Origin of the sequence: Candidatus Phytoplasma pini (assembly GCF_007821455.1) — a bacterium.
Classification (GTDB): domain Bacteria; phylum Bacillota_I; class Bacilli_A; order Acholeplasmatales; family Acholeplasmataceae; genus Phytoplasma; species Phytoplasma pini.
This window is the reverse complement of the sequence record NZ_VIAE01000009.1, coordinates 1-20,323: the sequence shown is the minus strand read 5'-3', so window position 1 is coordinate 20,323 and position 20,323 is coordinate 1. Positions and strand designations below refer to the sequence as shown.

The following is a 20,323-nucleotide window of genomic DNA, read 5'->3' as shown; positions in this document are numbered from 1 at the left end:
GTTTTTAAAAAAATTGTTTTAATTTTAGATAAATTCAAATAATAAAAATATGAAATATAAAAAATATTGTGAATAAATAAGAAATTATTTTTTTAATTTTAATTCTTGAAATAATAAATAATTTAAAAAAATTTTTATTATAAAAATAAATTTTTTTTCAAAAATTCTCTTTTTTATTTTTTTTACTTAATATTTATATGTGATCTTCAATTATCTAAAAATAATCCTAATTTTATTATTATTAGGATTTTTTTAAATTATATGATAGAATAAAGTTAGTTGTTTTTCTATAAAAAGAAAAAAATAAAATCCGAAAATAGGAGCATTGATAAAATTTATATTTATGGATAATGATGATCTGACCGAATATTGTTATAGTTTTATTTTCACTTATGATCCTAATCTTATTAATGAGAAACAAAGAATTAGGAGTTGTAAAATTAAATGAGTCAACCTTTAGTCATACTCATAATTTTAATTCTTATTTTAATAAATTCTTTTTTATCGGCTAAAGAAATTGCTTTTGTTTCATTGAGTGAAAATAAAATTAATTTAGAAGTCAAAAAAGGTTTTAAAAAAGCATTAAAAATAAAAAAATTTAAAGAAAAACCAAGTCATTTTTTAACTGTTATTCAAATAATGGTACATATTTTAACTTTTTTTCAAGGAATTATTTTAAATGATCATATAATATCGAATAAAACAATGAACAGTTATTTTTATTTTAAATATTTTATTGAAATAACAGTAATTTTTATTTCAATTGTTTTTGGCGAAATCATTCCAAAAAGAATTGCTTTAGTTTTCCCTTTAAAGACTGCTTATTTTTTAACAAGCATTTTTGATTTGATTTGTTTTTTAGTAAAACCTTTTTTTTGGTTTTTAAATAAAATTAGTAATTTAATTTTATATTTCCTTAAAATTGATATTAATATTAAAAAAGATGTTGTTGCTGAAGATGAATTAAGATTTTTATTAAATGTTTCTTATCGTAAAGGAATTATCGATAGTAATGAAAATAATATGATTCAAAATATTTTCGATTTTGATGGAACCATTGTTTCTAATATTATGTGTCATAGAAAATCAATTGTAGCTATTGAATCCGATATCACAAAAAAAGAATTAATATCTTTTATTTTAAAAGAAAAATACACGAGATTTCCTGTATATGAAGGAAATATTGATAAAATTATAGGTATTATTCATGTTAAAGATCTTATCAAAGGTTTATTAATAGAAAATAATTCACAACAATTTTGTAAAGAAAAATTTCATGACCAAAAAAAAAAAATAGCACAGATTAATGAAACAGAATTCCAATTAGATAATATTATGTCCCAAAATCAAAATAGTAATAAATTTGATATTAAACATTTTTTAAGAAAAGCTTATTTTGTGATGGAATTTAAAAATATTAGCGAATTATTTAAAGAAATGCAATTAACACAAAATCATATTGCGATTGTTGTTGATGAATATGGTGGTACTTCAGGACTTGTTACTATAGAAGATTTAATTGAAGAAATTTTAGGCGATATTAAAGATGAGTATGACAAAAAAAATGTTGATGATATTTTAAAAATTTCAGATAAAGAATATATAATCAAAGGCACTAGTCATTTACACGAAATAGAAGATCATTTAAAAGCTAATTTACCTATCGAAGAATACGATACTTTAAGCGGTTTTATGTTGAGTAAATTTAAAAAAATGCCTGACAAAAATACAGAAATTGAAATTATTTACAATGATTGGAAATTCATTGGATTAACACATGATGGTTTAGTTATTGATAAAATAAAAGTAAATAAATTAAATAATGATATATTGTCGTCAAAAATAAAAGACAATTAAATAAATTAAATAACAATTATTCAAATAAAATAAATTATTTTTGATTGAAATTAAGTTATTTTTTACAAATTTTACAAATAATATTTATTAAAAAAATGATTTTTTTACTTAGAAAGAATAATTATTTATGGATTCTTTTCTTTATCAATGTCATATAAATTTACTTGAAACAAAGTTAAAAACTAATTTTATTCAAGGACTAAACACTTCACAAGTTAAAGAAAAGCTTTTAATAGAAGGATTAAATAAATTAGTTAAAAATAAAAAAATATCTTTGTGGAAAAAAATATTACAACAATTTCGTGATTTATTTGTTTGTATTTTATTATTATCTGCCATAATTACTTTTTTTATTGGTATTATTTACAAACAGCAAGAAGAAATTTTTGAAAGTATTTTAATATTAATTATTGTTTTTATTAATATCTTTTTAAATCTTTTTTACGAAAAACAAAAGAAAAAATCCTTGAAATTAGTTAAGGAAAAAACCAAACCTTATGCTAGAGTTGTAAGAGATGGTGTTTTACAATTAGTTCTTAAAGAAGAATTAGTAGTAGGCGATATTGTTTTTGTAGAAACTGGAGATGTAGTTCCTGCTGATATAAGAATTATTCAATCTAATAATTTAAAAGTAGATGAATCTATTTTAACAGGTGAAACAGCATCTATAATAAAAGAATTTTGCGAAGAAAAAAATGGTTCTTTTGATTTGTTTAATTCTTATCATTTAATCTTTCGTGACACTACTGTAATATATGGCAACTCCAAAGGAGTAGTTGTTTACACAGGAAAGAAAACACAAATAGGAAAAATCACTAAATTTATTTTTGAAAATCAAGATAAAAAATCTCCTTTAGAAGAAAATATTCAACAATTAACTAAATTTTTAAGTTTATTAATTTTATTTCTCGTTGGTTTTAATTTTATAATTAATTTATCAAAAAATTATTTCACTCAAAAAAATATTAATTTTTTTATAATTCAAAAATTATTTTTAATTTCTATAGCTCTTGCAGTAGCGGTTATTCCTGAAAGTTTATTAACAATTATAACTATTATTTTGACTATTGGTGTCAAAAAATTACTTTCTCAAAAAACAATTATTAAAAAATTAAGAACTTTGGAAACTTTAGGTTCTATCAATATTATTTGTACTGATAAAACAGGCACTTTAACTGAAAATAAAATGAAAATTCAAAATTTATATTTTTTTCATCAAAATGTTAAGATTAACAAATCACTTAAACATCATGAACTTTCTCAAATTATTATTAAATTAATCACTTATGGAATTTTATGTAATAGTCATGATATTAGTTTTTCGATTAAACCAAATATTAAAAATTTAATTGACCCAATAGATCAATCTTTTATTGATTTAGCTTACTTTTTAAATTTGAATATTTACCAAATGCAATCACAAAATGTTAAAATTAAAGAATTTCCTTTCGATAGTAAACATAAACTTATGATTACTATACATAAAAATAATAAAGGATGTCTTTTAGTTGTTAAGGGAGCGGCTGAATTAATTTTAAGACTTTCTTCTTTTATAGAAAAAGAAGAAAATCAAATAATAAAAAAAAATAAAATAAATGAAAAAATTATTGAAGAAAATTCAAATCTTATAGCTAGCCAAGAAGGTTATAAAATTTTAGGCGTTGCTTATTCTTTTTTTGATGAAAAAATATTATTATCTAAAAATCTTTCAATTAATGATATTTTAGAAAAAATAAACAAAAATCTTATTTTTTTAGGAATTTACTGCATCGAAGATCCAATTCGTGCAGAAATTTTGCCAATAATAAAGGAATTAAAAAAAGCATCTATTATTCCTATTATGATTACTGGTGATAATTTATATACAGCTCAAAATGTTGCTTATCGATTAAAAATTTTTGATTATAAAACAGATTTAGCGATAACGGGAACAACTTTAGATCAATGGTCAGAAAAAGAATTTTTAAAAAAATTACCTTTTATTAAAGTTTATGCTAGAACTAATCCTGAACACAAATTAAAAATAATCCAAACATTACAAAAAAAAGGAAATATTGTAGCTATGATTGGCGATGGAGTCAATGATGCTGTTAGCATTAAAAAAGCTGATGTTGGTATTGCAATGGGGATAACAGGAACAGAAATCACCAAAAAAGCTTCAGATATGATTTTAACAAATGATGATTTTACAACCGTTAAAACAGCTATTTTTGAAGGTCGTAATATTTTTAAAAATATTCAAAAAAGTATTCTTTTTTTACTGAGTTGCAATACAGGAGAAATTATTGTTATTTTATATAATACTATTTTAGGTCATTTTTTATTCAAAACGGATTTAGTCATTTTAACAGCTTTTCAAATTTTATGGATTAATTTAATAACTGATTCTTTAGTTGCAGTTGCACTCGGCATGGAGCCTCCTGAAAAAAATTTAATGCAAGAAAAACCGCGTAATATCAAAACTTCTTTTTTGAATAAAAAATTAATTTTAAAAATCATAGCCGAAGGTTTTATGATTGGTTCTTCAACTTTCTTATCTGCTTGGATAGGGTATAAGATACATGGTAATAGCAAGGAATATGCTCAAACATTTGCTTTTACAGTTTTAATTTTTTCACAATTAATACATGTTTTTAATTTAAGAAATTTAAAAAAATCCATTTTTAAAATTAAACCTAATTGGTATTTGAGAAAATTTTTTTTCTTAAGTTGTTTTTTGCAAATAATGCTTTTCGTTATTCCTTTTTTACAACAAAAATTTCAATTATATCCTTTGTCAAAATTAGATATTTTTATTATTTTTATGTTTTCGTTTGTTCCTTTGATAATTTCAGAAATAATTAAAAAAATTTTTTTTAAAAAATAATTTATTTTAATTGCATTATTTTTAATTATTACAAAGATTAAGGCTTTCACTGATTCTACTCAAAATTTTAGAAAAGAATTTAAAAAAATAAATCAAATTTCTCAAAAAATAGAAAATTAAATTGATAAAAAAAGTGAAAATATAGATAAAAAAATTAATATTTTAAAATACAACATATCTTCTTATTAAGGTTCTAAAAAAAGTTAATAAAATAATTATTTTTGTGTTCCGTTAATAAATTGAATTTGATTAATTTTTTTTATAGACATTAAATCTTCAATTTCGGAAATTTCTTTAGGTATTTCACACGTTAAATTAACATTTCCTTTGCTTGTCACTAAAATATCATCTTCAATTCTAATACCTAGATTTAAATTTTCAAAATATAAGCCAGGTTCTACAGTGATTATGCTATTTTCTCCAATATTTTTTGTATTATCTCCGACATCATGCACATCTAAACCTAAATAATGACCTAAACCATGAGCGCAATATCGAAAAAATTCTTTTTCTTCTTGCAAAAAATCTAATTTTTTTAAACCTTCAAATAATATTTTTCTGCCATATTGATTGAATTCTAACCATGTATGTTCGGGTCTTACTTTTTTAATCATTGTTTTATTAGTTTTTAAAACTAATTCATAGATTAATTTTTGTTGATGTGTAAATTGTCCGTTAATAGGGTAGCAACGTGTTACATCAGAAGCATAATTATGATAATTGACTCCTGCATCTAATAAAAGCATCTCTCCTTTTTTTAAAAAACCTTTTTTTTTACTATAATGTATAATAGTAGCGTTTTTTCCAGAAGCTGCAATTGTATCAAAAGAAGGTTTTAGTTGCTGTTTTTCTAATAAATAATGATAAAAAGAAGAAATATCATATTCAAATAAACTAGATTTGATTTTTGGAACTAATTTATCTAAAATGTTTTTTTGTATTTGAACAGCTTTTTTAATTTCTTCTATTTCTTCTGATTGTTTTTTTTGCCTCAAAAGAGATAAAATAGGATAACTATTATGGATTTTTAAATAAGGGAAATTATTTATCAACATACGAGCTTTTTGAAGAGCGCAACTTGGTGTTTCATCTTTATCAAAAGGCGATAAATCAAAATAAAGATTGTCTATTTTGTTCATAAAAAAATAACGCATGTTATTCAACATTGAATTTAAAAAATTTTTAAAAGTTGTTATTTCCAAACAATTTTCTAAAGGGATAGATGATATTTTGGATGCTTTTTCGAAACTTAAAGAATCTCCGTTCCATAAACTTTTGATTTGATTGTTTTTTTCTAAAAATAAAAAAGTTTTTGTATTTTGTTCTTCCTTGATTAATATCAAAACGACATTTTCTTGTTCTATTCCTGTTAAATAATAAAAATTACGATTGATTTCAAAAGGAAATTTTAAATCTTCTGTTCTAGATTTACTTTTTCCTGAAAAAAATAAAGCTATACTTTGGGATTTTATTTTAGATAAAAAAATTTGACGATTTTTTTGAAAAAATAAAGAATACATCAATTTCTCCTTTTTTAATAAAAGATATTTTTTATAATTTATTGTTTAAAAAAATATACTAAATTAAAAAAAATAATTTATACAAAAATAAATCTTAAATAAATCTTAATAATTTGAAATATTATATTTTAAAAAATAAAAAGAAACACGAATTATATTCTTTATTTATGTTTTTTTAGATGTTTTATAAAGTAATAAATAATAAAAAATTTATTTTTTACTATTTTACAAAATAATTATTTATATTAATTATTTTAATTTAGTTAATATTATATATTAATTTATGTCTAGATTTTATTTTTTGATTTTTTCTTTAATATTTTTGAATTTTTCATATACTTTATTTTTCTTCTGTTTCTTTAAAATTACTTTAATTTAATTTTTTTTAGGGTTGAAATAAGAAACTAAATCTTGAATAATTAGATTCAAAGAAAAACTTGTTAAAAAAATAATAATAAAAGGTCCAAAAAATAAATGAGGATAAAATCTAAAATCAGAACGACTGGATTGTAAAATATTACCCCATTCTGGAATTTGCTGATCTAAACCCAAACCAATAAAACCAAATCCTGAAATAACCAAAATATTAATTGTTATACCCATAACAATTTTAGTAATTAAAAAAGGCCAAATATTAATTAAAATATGTTTTTTAATTATTTTCAAATCACTAGAACCAAGGGCTTTGGAAGCTTTAATAAAATCTTTTTGTTTTATTTGTAAAACATTAGAACGCACTCCTTTGATGAAAGTAACAAGATTGGTGATAACTAAAATAAAAATTAATGTAAATTCACTTCTTTTCAAAAATAACATAATAATAATTGCTAAAAGTATATCAGGAAAAATAATTAAAATATCACATATAAAATTTATAATACTATCTATAAAACCACGGAAATAACCTGATATAAGACCTAAAAATGTTCCTATTGAAGCACTTATTAAAATAGATAAAACAGATATTCTTAAAGATATTTTTGTCCCCGCTAAAACACGGCTAAATAAATCATATCCAGAAGCATCAGTACCTAACCAATGTTTCGAAGAAATACCTTCTCGAATCGGATAATTAGGTTTATCAGGATTATAATCATTGAATTTAGTCCAAGGTATTATCAAAGAACTTAAAAACAAAATACTTAAAAACAAACCGCCAATAGTAATCCCTTTGTATTTTTTTAATATCTTTTTTAATATTATAATTTTGTTTTTAAAAACAAACCATAGATTAAATTTATTATTATTTTTCATATTTTACCTTTTTTATATAAATAAAATTATTTTTTTATTTATTTCTAGGATTTAAATAAATATAAATTAATTCAAAAAATAAATTAAAAGTAATTATTAATAACGAAATCATGATAATGCAACATTGTATAACTGGGTAATTTCTTTCGTTAAAAGCACTTATCATCAAATTTCCGATACCTTTTATATTAAAAATGCTTTCTGTAATAATAGCACCGCTTATTAAAGAGCTATAAATTAAACTAATATGCACTAAAATAATAAATAAAATATTTTTTAAAGCATGTTTAAATATAATCGTTTTTTTTGATAAACCTTTAGCATAAGCTGTCATAATATAAGGTTGTTGTAAACATTCTTCCATATTTACTTTTGTTATTCTAAAAATAGAACTACTTACAATTAAAGATAGAGTTAAAATGGGTAAAAACATTTCATGAATATTTTCAAAACCAGTTAAAGGAAATAAACCATAACGATTTCCTAAATAATATTGTAATAAAAATCCAATAATAAAAACAGGAGATGACAAAATTAAAGTAAAAAAGAAATTTAATAAAATATTTTTTTTACTATTATTATCAAAAACTGAAGATAAAACACCTAAAAAAATTCCTATTAAAGAACCAAATAAACAACTCATAATAGATAATAAAAAAGTACTTTTAAAAGCTTTTAAAAAAACTTCTAAAGCTTTAGGTTTATCTCCAAAGTAAGAATTCCCAAAATCAAATTTAAAAAAAATATTCTTTAAATATTTTATAAATTGTTCAGAAATAGGAATATTTAAACCTAATTCTTTTTCTATTCGAGCTCTTTCTAATGGAGTTGGAGATTTTGAACCAAACATAGAATCAATGGGATCTGCTGGGATTAATTTTAAAGAAAAAAAACTTATAATTATAATAATAATAAAAATTAATAAAGCATAAAAAAACTTTTTTAAAAAAAATTTTAACATATTTATTTTTAACTACCTTACTAATAAAAATTATAATTAATTTCATTAAATTTAATGTTTTTTATAAACAAAAAATATTTTATTTTTAAAATTAATATTATTATTTTATTTTTTATAAAATATATTGAATAAATAACATTGTTATTTTTTTAGATATAACAATAATAATTATTATTATGAAAAATACTTATTTATATAAACATTATTGAATTTTCTTGATATTTTGTTGGAATATTTCTTTATATATTTTATTTTTCAAATATTTGTAATTCTTTCATTACTATATTTTCATTATCATTATCGCGATATAAATTATTTTTGGCTATTTTCATTTTATTAACTTAATAATATGCATTATGTTATTTTTTATAGTGATTGATTATTTTTTATTTATTATAATTTTAATTTTTATAAAAGTAATACTAAAAAAATTGTACATTAGATATTACTTTAAAAAGTATAATGAAATTTTATCATCTTTTTTTATAAAAAATTACTTTTCTAGAAATTTTTTCTTTTTTTTTAAACTCGATATTGAAATTTTATTCAATAAAAATTTTGATTTAAAATACATTATCAAAAAAAATTTCTAAAAAAGTAAGCATTTTTTTAGAAATTCGATATCATTTAGTTTAATAATTTATAAAAATCACTTGATTATTTAATCATTTACTTTAAAAAATTAATCTCATTGAATTTTTTTTAATGTCATTGAATACTTTAAATCAATAATATCTATTTTAAATTTAGTTTAAAACCAAAAAAAGATTTTAAATTGTTATTTTTTTGCATATTTTTTAACATCATAAACCATGAAAAGAATATTTGTTTAAAATAAAAGAAAATAGATTTTTTCATGGATGTTGTTTGTTTTTTTCGAATGATTATTAAATAATTCTAGTAATTAATAAAAAGCTTTTTTTTATTATTTTGATCGATATTTGGATAAATCAAAGATTTAATCCTTAATGCTTGTTTTAAAAAAGTATTTAGATAATGATTGTAATTTAATCATGATTAAATTACAATCATTATCATTTAAAATGGTTTTTTTTGTTGTATTAATACAAAACAAAAGTGCACCCTACCTAAAAAAAAGTTGCGTAATATATTTTTATTTTATTCGTCATTAAAAACAATATAATTGGTAGTAATTTTGTTAAACACAATTGAATTAATGTTTTTGTTCATTTTGATTATCTTTTGACCATAAATAGATTAAAAAGAAAATATCAGAAAAAAGACTAATCACTGTATTAGCTTTCACACCTAATTCAAAGTCAAAACATAAAGTCATCAGATTAGTAATAATAAAACCAATATAACTTAAGGTAACTAGTATTAAAATAATTTTAGGATTCAATTTCATTTTCATTTTTTTCTTTAAATAAATTATTATTATGAATAAAATAAAATAAACTAATGTTTAATAAAATAATATTTTTTCACTAATTTATTTCTTAATATTAATTAATAATTTTAATATTTTATTGAATTTTAATTATAAATATTTTCTTTGTTTTTAACAGTTTAATGTTTAAGATAAATAATTTTATAAAAACTTATTTTTTCTTATTTTTGTTAAATTATACGTACTAAAAAAATCACATTTAAATCCTTCTGGATTTAATTTATCAGAAATAATAGAATAACTATTATTAGCACTTACTGGTATTACATAAACTCTGTCGTGTAAATATTGTTGAACTTCTTGGATATTTTTTATAAAGTCCTGTTCTGTTAAAGCATCTTCTGCTAATTTTAATTTTTTATCAATGTTCTCTTTATCATTAAAGCCTTTTTCTTTTTTATCATTAGAGCCTTTTTTTACTTTATCACTGCCAACATGTGAAAAATTACTTGGAGAATCAGATTTAAAATAATCTCCTAATGCTTTATGTCCATATTTTAATTCATGAAATTCTCCTAAAAAAGCCATTTGATGTTCATTTTCTTTCATTTTTTTTAAATGTTCATTAAAATTATTTTGTTGTAAAACTACTTGAAAACCTACTTCTGTTAAAGATGAGCATACTTTTTGTACTAAACTAATATTGTCTTTTTCTGACACAAATATTTTTATATTTTTGTCTTTTTGTTCTTTAAAATTTGCTACTAATTGTTTTGCTAATTCTTTACCTTTTTTTTTGTTTTTTCCCCATTCTGTTTTTTCCCAATAATAAGGAAGATTTTTATTATAACCTATCAAAGAAGGATGTAAATAAGAATTTAAAGGAATATTAGGCGATTTAATATCTCTTAATATTTCTTGAAAGTTTAAAGCACAAGCTATTGCTTGACGTTGTTCATAGTTAGTTGATGTTTTATTAAGATAAATATATGAACATGCAGCGGTTTGATTTTCTAATACTTTTAACCCTTTTATTTTTCCTTGATTTATTTTTTCTTTTAATTCAATAGCTTTCATATTATCAAAACTCCATATAGCGTCTAATTCAGATCTTTCTATTTTTTGTATAACAGTATCATCATTGTTGATTATTAGAATAATTATTTTTTTAGGAGCATTTAAAACAATATCTTTATCGTGGTATTGGTTGAAAAGTTCTAATTCAATTTTATTATCTTTTTCATAATTAATTATTTTATAAGGACCTGTTCTTATTTTTAATCCTGATTTTTCATCTGATTCGATAGCCTTTTTATTTAAACAACGAAAAAACTTTTTAAAAGGAAAATCCCAATACAAATAATCTCTTTTTAAAAAGATATTAAATTCTTTATTATCTATTTTTTCTATTTTATCCATATTATCAAATACATTATGTTTTTTGTTTATAAATCTATAGTAAGTAAAAACAACGTCATCTGTTGTTATTGGTTCGCCATTATGAAATTTTATATTATCTTTTAATTTGAAATTTATTTTTTTACCATTTTTTGTATATTCTGCTAATCCTTGATTTTCTCTTATCGAGGTATTTGCTATCAAAGTATCATGAGTTAAATTAAATATTTTATCGGAATGATTTGATTCTGTATGACCTCTATCAGTAACATCATGACCTGATACATCGCTTGCCATGGAGACATGGTATATCCCACTAGCTAATCTAGAAATACTTTTATCATCATTACTTTTTTTCAAATATAATATCAATATTATAGATATAATAATAGCCAAAGTAATCGAAAGAAAATATTTTATGTTTTTATTAAATTTTTTCATTATTTTATTGTTCCTTAATTTTTTGTTTATATGTTTAAATTATATAATATTAATTTTTTAAATCAAATTAAATAAAAAATATTATTATTTTTAAATTTTTAAAATTATTAAACACTTGTTAACAAATAATCATTTAATAAAGATTTAGTATAAGGATGATTAGGAGATGTTAAAATTTTTTGTGTTGAAGCGCTTTCGATTATTTTTCCTTGAAACATAACGATAATATCATCAGAAAATTGGGAAACAACTCCTAAATCATGAGTAATAAACAAAATAGAAGTTTTTTTTTCCTTTTGTATGTTATTAATTAAATTTAAAATCTCATTTTGTACAATAACATCTAAAGCAGTAGTTGCTTCATCAAAGATTAATATTTTTGGTTCACAAACTAAAGCCATCGCTATCATAACTCTTTGACACATTCCGCCTGATAACTGATGAGGGTAAAAATTCATAATTTTTTCAGGATTCAAAATTTGAACTTTTTTTAAAATTTCTAAAGTTTTGTTATAAGAATTTTTATAATTCATTTTTTTATGTAATTTTAAAATTTCTATAATTTGATCCTTAATTTTAAAAACAGGGTTAAGACTAGAAATAGGATCTTGAAAAATCATAGCTATTTCATTACCACGAATTTTTTGCATTTCTATATCATCAAATTCAGAAATTAATTGATTATTGAAAATAATTTCCCCTTGATATATTTTTTGGTTTTTATCAAATAATTTTAAAATAGAATTAGCTGTTTGACTTTTTCCGCTTCCTGATTCACCTACTATACCAAGCGTTTTGCCTTTTTTTAATTCAAATGAAACTCCTCTAACAGCTTTTATTAAACCTTGTTCTGTTTTAAAATAAGTATGTAAATTGTTTACTTTTAATAAGCTCATAAATAAACTATTTATCCTTTTTTAAAGTGCATAAAACAAAATGATCTTTTGAAACTTGATACCAATCTAAATCTTTTTGACCTTTGTGAAATAAAAATTCAAATTCTTTCATTCCATAAGTTATTTCATATTTAGTAAGGACGTTTTTTTGAATATTTAATTTAGGAATAGCATTTAATAACTCTTTAGTATAAGGATGAATAGGATTTTTAAAAATTTCTTCAGTAGACGCTAACTCTATTAAATTACCTAAATGCATTACAGCGATGCGATTACTTAAATAACGTGCAACTCCTAAATCATGAGTAATGAAAAATAAAGTTAACTGATATTTTTCTTTTAAATCTTTTAAAAGATATAAAATTTGTCTTTGAATAGAAACATCTAAAGCAGATACTATTTCATCACAAACAATAAATTTTGGTTTTATGATAAGAACTCTTGCGATTGCAATTCTTTGTCTTTGGCCACCTGATAATTGATGTGGATAACGATCATACAAATGATAATCTATACCACATTTACTCATAATATCTAATATTTTTTCTTTATATTTTAGATCTTTTTTATTTTTAACCATTTTATGAATTAAAAGACCTTCTCCTATGATATCAGAAATTTTTAAACGTGGATTTAAAGATGAATAAGGATTTTGAAAAATAATTTGTAAATCTTTTCTTATGGTATTCATTCTGTTATTATTTAAACACGTAAGATCAATATTATTCATTTTTTCATCTTTATAGAAAACATGACCTGAAGTAGGTTTTTGTAGTTGCAAAAGAACTTGTCCTAAAGTAGATTTTCCAGAACCAGAACCACCTACAATTGATATTATTTCTCCTTTAAAAATAGATAAACTAATATTATTATTGGATTTCAAAAAAATTTTATTTTTCGAAAACATTTTATTTTCAAAAAAATGTTTAGATAAATTTTTAATTTCGATTAAAATTTTTTTTTCACTTCTTTGTTTTATAATATTATCCAAAATTACACACCTTTTTTTTATTTTAAAATAATAAAATGATTTAAAATTTGAAATCTTAAAATATTAAATTTATATAATATATATTTAATATATTAATATTAATGTATGGAAATGAAAAAAATTACATGATAGAACAAATATATTATTTTAAAATAAAAATATATATCAAACATAATTTTAATAAGAAAAATTAAAATTAATAGATAAATATTAAAAAAAATTATTTATTTTGATTTTTTTATTCATTATGCAAGATAATTTTAAATAATTAAAAAAAATAATTATATTATCATACAATGAATTTATAATATATTTTTTTAATAAATATTTAAAAAAATGAATAGAGATATCAAATTTATTTTTAAAAAATCATAATAAAAATTTTTCTTTTAAATAATCTATAAATATATAAGGATTAATTTTTTCTTCTCCCGTAGCTATATATAATAATTCTTTAGGTTTTTTTAATGAACCAAAATTTCTAAAATTGTTATTTAAATAATTATTTAATTGTTTAAAATCTCCTTGTTGAATGTTATTTTGAATTTCAGGATATAATTGTTTTATTTTTTTCATCTTCATAGCGGCAATTATCATTCCCTTTGCATAACTAGGAAAATAACCAAAAGAACCTTGAGACCAATGAATATCTTGAAGACATCCTTCGCTAAAATTACGAGGAGTTATTTTTAAATATTCTTTATATTTTTGATTCCAGTAATCAGGTAAATCATCTAAACTTAATTGATCGTTTATTAATAATTCTTCAATTTCAAAACGCAAAATAATATGCAAAATATAAGTTAATTCATCAGAATATATTCTGATACAATTAGGTTTAACTTGATTTACTTGTTGATGCAATGTCTCAATCTCCAAAATAGAATTTTGTTGTTGAAACTTATTTTTTAAAATTTTATGTAAAAAAATGATAAAAGGTTTAGACTTGCCGATTTGTTTTTCCATTAACAAAGATTCACTTTCGTGAAATTGAAATCCTCTAGATTGTCCAACAGGCTGATTTTTATATTTTTCAGGTAAATTTTGTTCGTATAAAGCATGTCCTGTTTCATGTATTGCTCCGTAAAGAGAATCTAAAAAATTTTTCTCATTATAATGTGTTGTCATTCGAATATCATAAGGAGTTCCGCCGCAAAAAGGATGTATAGATTCATCGAGGCGACCCTTTTTAATGTTAAAACCTATAATTTCTATAATATATTTATTAAGTTTTTTTTGATTTTCTAAATTTATTGAAATTTCTTGAAAAACCATATTTTTCTGTTTAGATAAGGTTTTTTCAATAAGAGGTGGTAATTCTTTTTTTAAAATTTCAAAAATTTCTTTATTTTCTTTACTTGTGCTTCCTAAATCAAATGAATCTAATAAAGAATCATATAAACTTAAATTAAATTTTTTCGATCTTATTTTGGAAATTTCTTTTGTATAATCAAGTACTTTTTGTAAATAAGGTTTAAAAATATTATAATTATTTTCTTCTTTGGCTTGACGCCAATTAATTTCAGCATGAGTAGTAGCTATAGTTAATTTTTCTTGTAATTCTGGTTTAATTAAAGTAGCATTAATAATTTTTCTTTCTATTTCTTTCAGATTAGTTTTTTGCCAAATATCTAAAGAAAGAATTTCTTGTTTTGCTTTTTTTAATAAATTTTTTGTTTCTATAGAATTTAATTTCGAATATATTATTTTTTCTATAGTAATTATCTCTTGTGTACGACTTGCTAGTGAATCTTTTTTTATATTGCAAGCGATATCCCAATGTATTAAACTCAAAATATTCGATAAATGACTTATTTTTTCCATTTGTTTTTCTAATTTATTGTAATTTTTTTGCATATAAAATTTCCTTTTTATCTATTCTTTTCAAAAATCAATATTAATCATCTTTTTTACTCATTTTTTAATAAAAAAGAAAAACAAATTTTTATTTTTTTATAGTTTCTAATAATTTATCAATTTTTTCTCCATAATTTAAAGAATTATCGTATTGGAAAATTAATTGAGGTATTTTTTTCATATTTCTAATTTTAGAAGCTAATTGAGCTCGAATTTCTTTTTTATTTTCTTCTAAAATTTTTTTTAATAAAGATGAAGTATGATCGTCTTTATTTAAAATGCTATAAAAAACAGTGCAAAAAGATAAATCATTAGATAAATTAACTCCATTAATAGTAATATGTTCTATTTCTTCATTTTCAATCACATCATTAACTATATTAATTAATAATTTATGAATTAAATTAGCTCTCATTTTTATTTTATTATTTGCAATATTTGGATTCATAATTAAAACCTTATTCCTTTTTCTCTTTTTTATATGATTCTATTATATCATTAACTTCAAAACTATTAAAATTATCTGATAAAATACCACATTCATGACCTTTAACGGCACTACTAATATTATTTTTTAAATGTTTTAAGGAAGTTATATTCCCTTGATAAATAATTTCTTTATTACGTATTACTTTAATAAAAGATTTATTGAAAATAGTTCCTTCTAAAACATAACATCCAGCAATTGTGCCAATAGAACTAATATAAAATATTTTTCTTATTTCGGCTTTGCCTGTCAATTTTTCTTCAAAAACTGGTTTAATTAATTTTTTTAATTCTTTTTCGATTTCTTCGAGCATTTTATAAAGAATATTATAATTTTTAATTTTAATTTCAAAATGTTGAGCTAATTTTTCTAATGCATTACTTACTTTAGTATTAAAATTAATCAAAATAGCATCAAAATTTTTTGCTAAATGAATGTCTCTAATTGTTATTATTCCAACATCTTTTTTAATTATTTTTACTTGAAAATTTTCAATATTTAATTTTTCTAAAGCTTGCGCAATAGCCTCAACACTACCTTGAGTATCTGCTTTTAAAATAACATTTAAAAATTTATTTTTTTCATCTTTTTCTAATTCTAAAACATTATAATTATTTCCAAAAATTAATTCTTGATCATTATTTTTTTGATTTTTTAAATCTTTTTGTTTTTCTTCTATTATTTTACGAGCTATTTTTTTATTTTTAACAACCATAAAATGGTCGCCAGCTTGAGGAGTTTTATCTAATCCTGTTACTACTATTGGTTGAGAAGGCAAAGCTTGTTTAATCAATTGTTGAATATCATTTTCGATAGAACGTATCTTGCCATAAGTTTCTCCTATGATAATTACATCACCGACTTTTAAAATACCTTGAGTAGAAATTAAAGTAGCTATAGGTCCTTTATTTTTATCTAATTGAGCTTCAATAACGATTCCTTTAGATATTTGTGATAAATCTGTTTTAATTTGTTTAATATCACTTATTAACAAAATCATTTGTAATAATTCTTTAATTCCTTCTTTTTTCAAAGCCGAAATTTCAATATAAATAGTTTCACCTCCCCATATTTCAGGTGTTAATCCTAATCGAGATAATTCAGACATAATTATTTCTTTTTTATTGTTAGGTTTATCAATTTTATTTAAAACCACAATGATATCTACTTTTGCTTTTTGAGCATGTTTTATTGATTCAATTGTTTGAGGTTTGACACCATCATCTACAGCTACAACTAAAAGACAAATATCAGTTATTTGTGCTCCCCTTGATCTCATATGAAAAAAAGCTTCATGTCCTGGACTATCTAAAATAGTTATTTTGTCTTGTTCAAAGGTTATTTCATAAGCTCCTATATGTTGAGTAATGCCGCCAAATTCTTGATCTACTATTTTAGTTTGTCTAATAGTATCTAATAAAGTAGTTTTTCCGTGATCCACATGTCCCATAATAGTTACAATAGGAGTTCTTTTTATTAAATTTGGGTTGTTTTTATTAATAGTTGTTTTTATAATTACTTCTTTTACTTTATTATCTAAATTTTTTTCTTGATTTTCAACTTTTATTTTAGGATAAATAATCTCGATATCTAAATATTTTCCTAATAATTCAATTATTTCTTTATTTATAATTTGATTTATATTTGTTTTAATACCTAATTGAATTAATTTTTTAATCAAGAAAATATTTGATACTTGTAAAATATTAGCTAAATCTTTGATTGTATGTTGAGGATTGAAAGTATAATTTTTAATTTTAATTTTTTTATAGTCTTGATTCATATTTATATTTTTTTTCTCCTTTAAATATTTTTTTAAATAAAATTAAATCGATAAAATATTTAAAATCAATAATTTTTATTTTATTCATTTGAAATTATTTAAGATTATTCTTTATTTCAACAATGATTGTTTATTGTTTTTTATTATTGATAAAAATCTTTTGTATCATCATCTTGAGTTTGAATATTGATTCTCCATTTAGTAACTTTAGATGCTAATTGAACATTGATTCCTGATTTTCCGATGACAAGAGGTACTTGTTCTTTAGACACTAAAACTTCAACTTTTTTTTGTTCTTCATCTATTGAAATAATTTTGTTTATATTAGCAGGTTTCAAAGCATTAGTTATCAATTCTTGAATATCAGAACTCCAAAGAAATAAATCTACTTTTTCTCCTTTTAAAAATGCAACAATATTTTTGATCCTGTTGCCTTTTGGTCCTATGCAAGAACCAATAGGATCTATTTTGTTATCATGAGATACAAAACTTATCTTAGTTCTTAAAGATGCAAAACGAGCTATATTAATAATTTCAACTATTCCTTCTTTTATTTCAGGAATAAATTCTTTGAATAATTCTAAAACAAAATTATTATGTGTTCTGCTGACTAAAATTTTCGGCATTTTAGTAGTACTTTTAACTTCTACAACATAAACTTGAATTCTTTCACCGATAAAAAAATTGTCATTGTTTAATGTTTCTTTTTTTAATAACAAAACATGAACTTCTCTTTCTAATTCTAAAATAAAACAATTATCATTGATATCGATTACTTTTGCACTAATTAATTTATTCTCGTATTCTTTAAAAAAATCATAAATATTTTGTCTTTTTTGTTTAATTAATTCTTCGTTAAATTTATTTTTAAAATCTTTGGTAGCATAAAAATTAAAATCTTTAGGATTAACTTCGATATTAATAATTTCCCCTATTTTAGGATTTTTTTTTATTTTTTGTGCTTCTTCTAAAGTAATATATGTAATTTTTTTATTATTCAAAGAATTTAATATTTCTTTTTGTTCTTGTTTTATTATTAAGTATTGTTTATATAAAAAAAATTCTTCGTATTCTTTTTGAAAAATTAGCTGACAACTTTTCACTTGACAATTTTTTTTACAACCTGATATTAAACCTTTTGAAAAAGCTTCTAATGTTTGTTCGCGTGTTAATTCATATTCTTGAGCTAATTGATCAATATTATTTAAAAAACCTTTAGTTTTCATCAGTTATTTTAATTTTACTTTCTTAATGATTTTGTTAAAATTATATAAAAATAAGCCAAAATAAATAAAAGTGGTTATTTTTAATTTAACCACCTTATCTTAGGATATTTAATTAATATTAATAATACAAATAAACAAAAACAAATTAAAAAAATAATAATATAAACGCACATTATTATTTTAATTAATTAATGATTTTAAATTAATTAATATTAATTTTTTTATTAATAGTTATATATTAATGTTATTAATTTATACTTCTATTTTATCATTTTTTAATATCAAATGCGTTAGAATATTCTAAATAAAACAATATAATAATAAATATTTTTAAAAAATATTTCATAAATTTTATTTAAATTTTAAAGTCGCCAAAGATGCCTTATTAACAGTGATTGAACGAATTATAATGCCTGATAATGGTGTAATTCAGATCTCTGATTTTCAAAACGAAAGAATTAAAAATTACAGCAGGAGATAAAATCGGTTTGAGACGAAGTTCCTAGTCAAGAAGAAAAAGGTGATACATTCGAAAGAATTTGAAAATTATTAATTTTTGCTTTGAAATTTAACATAGATAAATAACCTTTATCTTCACTATTTGGGCGCCAAAGAGGCCTTATTAACAGCGATTTAACGAGCGGGAAGTGGGGTAACTTGGTATAGCGCCTGGTTTGGAACCAGGAGGTCGCAGGTTCAAATCCTGTCTTCCCGACCATTAATCAAAAAAAACCAATTTCGCTATAAACAATTAAAATCACAATTAAAAATATTCCCTAATCTCATTAACCAAGATTTTAAAACTTGTAACCCAATGCAAAAACTCTTTACCGATATCACTTATTTTAAAACGCCCCAAGGATTTTTATATTTTTCTTGTGTTATTAATGCTTTTAACAATCAAATTTTTGCTTCCCATGTTTCTAAACAACAAAATAAAAATTAGTTTTAAGCACGATCCAAAAACTTCCTGAACTAAAAAAACCTTGTCTTTTTAATTCTGATCAAGGTTCAATTTATCAATCTTTGAAAATCCAACAAATCTTAACTAAAAAAGGTTTTCTCGTTGGCATGTCAAGAAAAGTTACACCACGCGATAACGCCGTCATTGAGAATTTTTTCGGCCAAATGAAAAGTATCTTAGAACGCCGCCATCTTTTTTATTTCAAAACTCAAAGGAAAAAATTAAAAAAATCATTAACCAATTTCCTGCTTTTTGGAATCAAAAATGGCTTTTAACTAAATTAAATAATTTATCCCCAATTCAATATTCCCCAAACCTTATATAAATACATTATTTCAAATTATTTAACCTTAAAAAAAGGACGCTGTTTCGCCTTTTTTTTGAAGAAAGATTATATAATGATAAGAAAAATCATTTTCTTTTTATTTTGTAGGCACATTTTTTAAAAATTGTGCCCAAGTATATAGTGAG

General features: G+C 21.2%; 13 protein-coding genes, 1 tRNA gene and 1 pseudogene. 4 read left to right on the top strand and 11 right to left on the bottom strand.

Annotated features, from left to right (window positions below):
* Positions 1-444: 444 nt before the first annotated feature.
* On the top strand, positions 445-1,857 hold the full coding sequence (locus MDPP_RS01805) for a hemolysin family protein (RefSeq protein WP_144658515.1): 1,413 nt from the start codon (positions 445-447) through the stop codon (positions 1,855-1,857).
* Positions 1,858-1,984: 127 nt separating this feature from the next.
* A complete protein-coding gene (locus tag MDPP_RS01800) occupies positions 1,985-4,723 on the top strand; it encodes a cation-translocating P-type ATPase (RefSeq protein WP_144658514.1) in 2,739 nt (912 codons plus the stop codon).
* A 215-nt stretch (positions 4,724-4,938) separates the two neighbouring features.
* Here the strand turns inward: MDPP_RS01800 and MDPP_RS01795 are convergent, their stop codons facing one another.
* The 11 genes from MDPP_RS01795 to nusA form a co-directional block, all read right to left on the bottom strand.
* Positions 4,939-6,243 (bottom strand): aminopeptidase P family protein, encoded by a 1,305-nt coding sequence (locus MDPP_RS01795; protein ID WP_144658513.1) that lies wholly within the window; start codon positions 6,241-6,243, stop codon positions 4,939-4,941.
* 375 nt (positions 6,244-6,618) lie between these two features.
* The gene (locus tag MDPP_RS01790) at positions 6,619-7,497 is read right to left on the bottom strand and encodes an ABC transporter permease (protein ID WP_144658512.1); all 879 of its coding nucleotides are present in this window, start codon (positions 7,495-7,497) and stop codon (positions 6,619-6,621) included.
* Positions 7,498-7,531: 34 nt separating this feature from the next.
* On the bottom strand, positions 7,532-8,458 hold the full coding sequence (locus MDPP_RS01785; RefSeq protein WP_144658511.1) for an ABC transporter permease: 927 nt from the start codon (positions 8,456-8,458) through the stop codon (positions 7,532-7,534).
* A gap of 1,174 nt (positions 8,459-9,632) precedes the next feature.
* A complete protein-coding gene (locus MDPP_RS01780) occupies positions 9,633-9,833 on the bottom strand; it encodes a hypothetical protein (RefSeq protein ID WP_246058883.1) in 201 nt (66 codons plus the stop codon).
* 177 nt (positions 9,834-10,010) lie between these two features.
* On the bottom strand, positions 10,011-11,648 hold the full coding sequence (locus MDPP_RS01775) for an ABC transporter substrate-binding protein (RefSeq protein WP_144658510.1): 1,638 nt from the start codon (positions 11,646-11,648) through the stop codon (positions 10,011-10,013).
* A gap of 107 nt (positions 11,649-11,755) precedes the next feature.
* Entirely contained in the window at positions 11,756-12,544 is a 789-nt protein-coding gene (locus tag MDPP_RS01770; protein ID WP_144658509.1) for an ABC transporter ATP-binding protein, read from the bottom strand.
* 7 nt (positions 12,545-12,551) lie between these two features.
* Positions 12,552-13,535, bottom strand: a complete 984-nt coding sequence (locus MDPP_RS01765; protein ID WP_246058882.1) for an ATP-binding cassette domain-containing protein — start codon at positions 13,533-13,535, stop codon at positions 12,552-12,554.
* Positions 13,536-13,904: 369 nt separating this feature from the next.
* Positions 13,905-15,392 carry a carboxypeptidase M32 gene (locus tag MDPP_RS01760; RefSeq protein WP_144658508.1) on the bottom strand — a complete coding sequence of 496 codons (1,488 nt, stop codon included), beginning with the start codon at positions 15,390-15,392 and terminating at the stop codon, positions 13,905-13,907.
* Between the two features lie 88 nt (positions 15,393-15,480).
* A complete protein-coding gene (rbfA, locus tag MDPP_RS01755) occupies positions 15,481-15,840 on the bottom strand; it encodes a 30S ribosome-binding factor RbfA (protein WP_246058881.1) in 360 nt (119 codons plus the stop codon).
* Positions 15,841-15,850: 10 nt separating this feature from the next.
* Positions 15,851-17,662: a translation initiation factor IF-2 gene (gene infB / locus MDPP_RS01750; protein WP_144658507.1), complete on the bottom strand. Its 1,812-nt coding sequence runs from the start codon at positions 17,660-17,662 to the stop codon at positions 15,851-15,853.
* 143 nt (positions 17,663-17,805) lie between these two features.
* Positions 17,806-18,888: a transcription termination factor NusA gene (nusA, locus tag MDPP_RS01745; RefSeq protein WP_144658506.1), complete on the bottom strand. Its 1,083-nt coding sequence runs from the start codon at positions 18,886-18,888 to the stop codon at positions 17,806-17,808.
* Between the two features lie 641 nt (positions 18,889-19,529).
* Here nusA and MDPP_RS01740 point away from each other — a divergent pair.
* Positions 19,530-19,606, top strand: a tRNA-Pro gene (locus tag MDPP_RS01740).
* Between the two features lie 6 nt (positions 19,607-19,612).
* Positions 19,613-20,177, top strand: a pseudogene (locus tag MDPP_RS02200) (transposase); the annotation flags it as partial.
* Between the last annotated feature and the right edge of the window lie 146 nt (positions 20,178-20,323).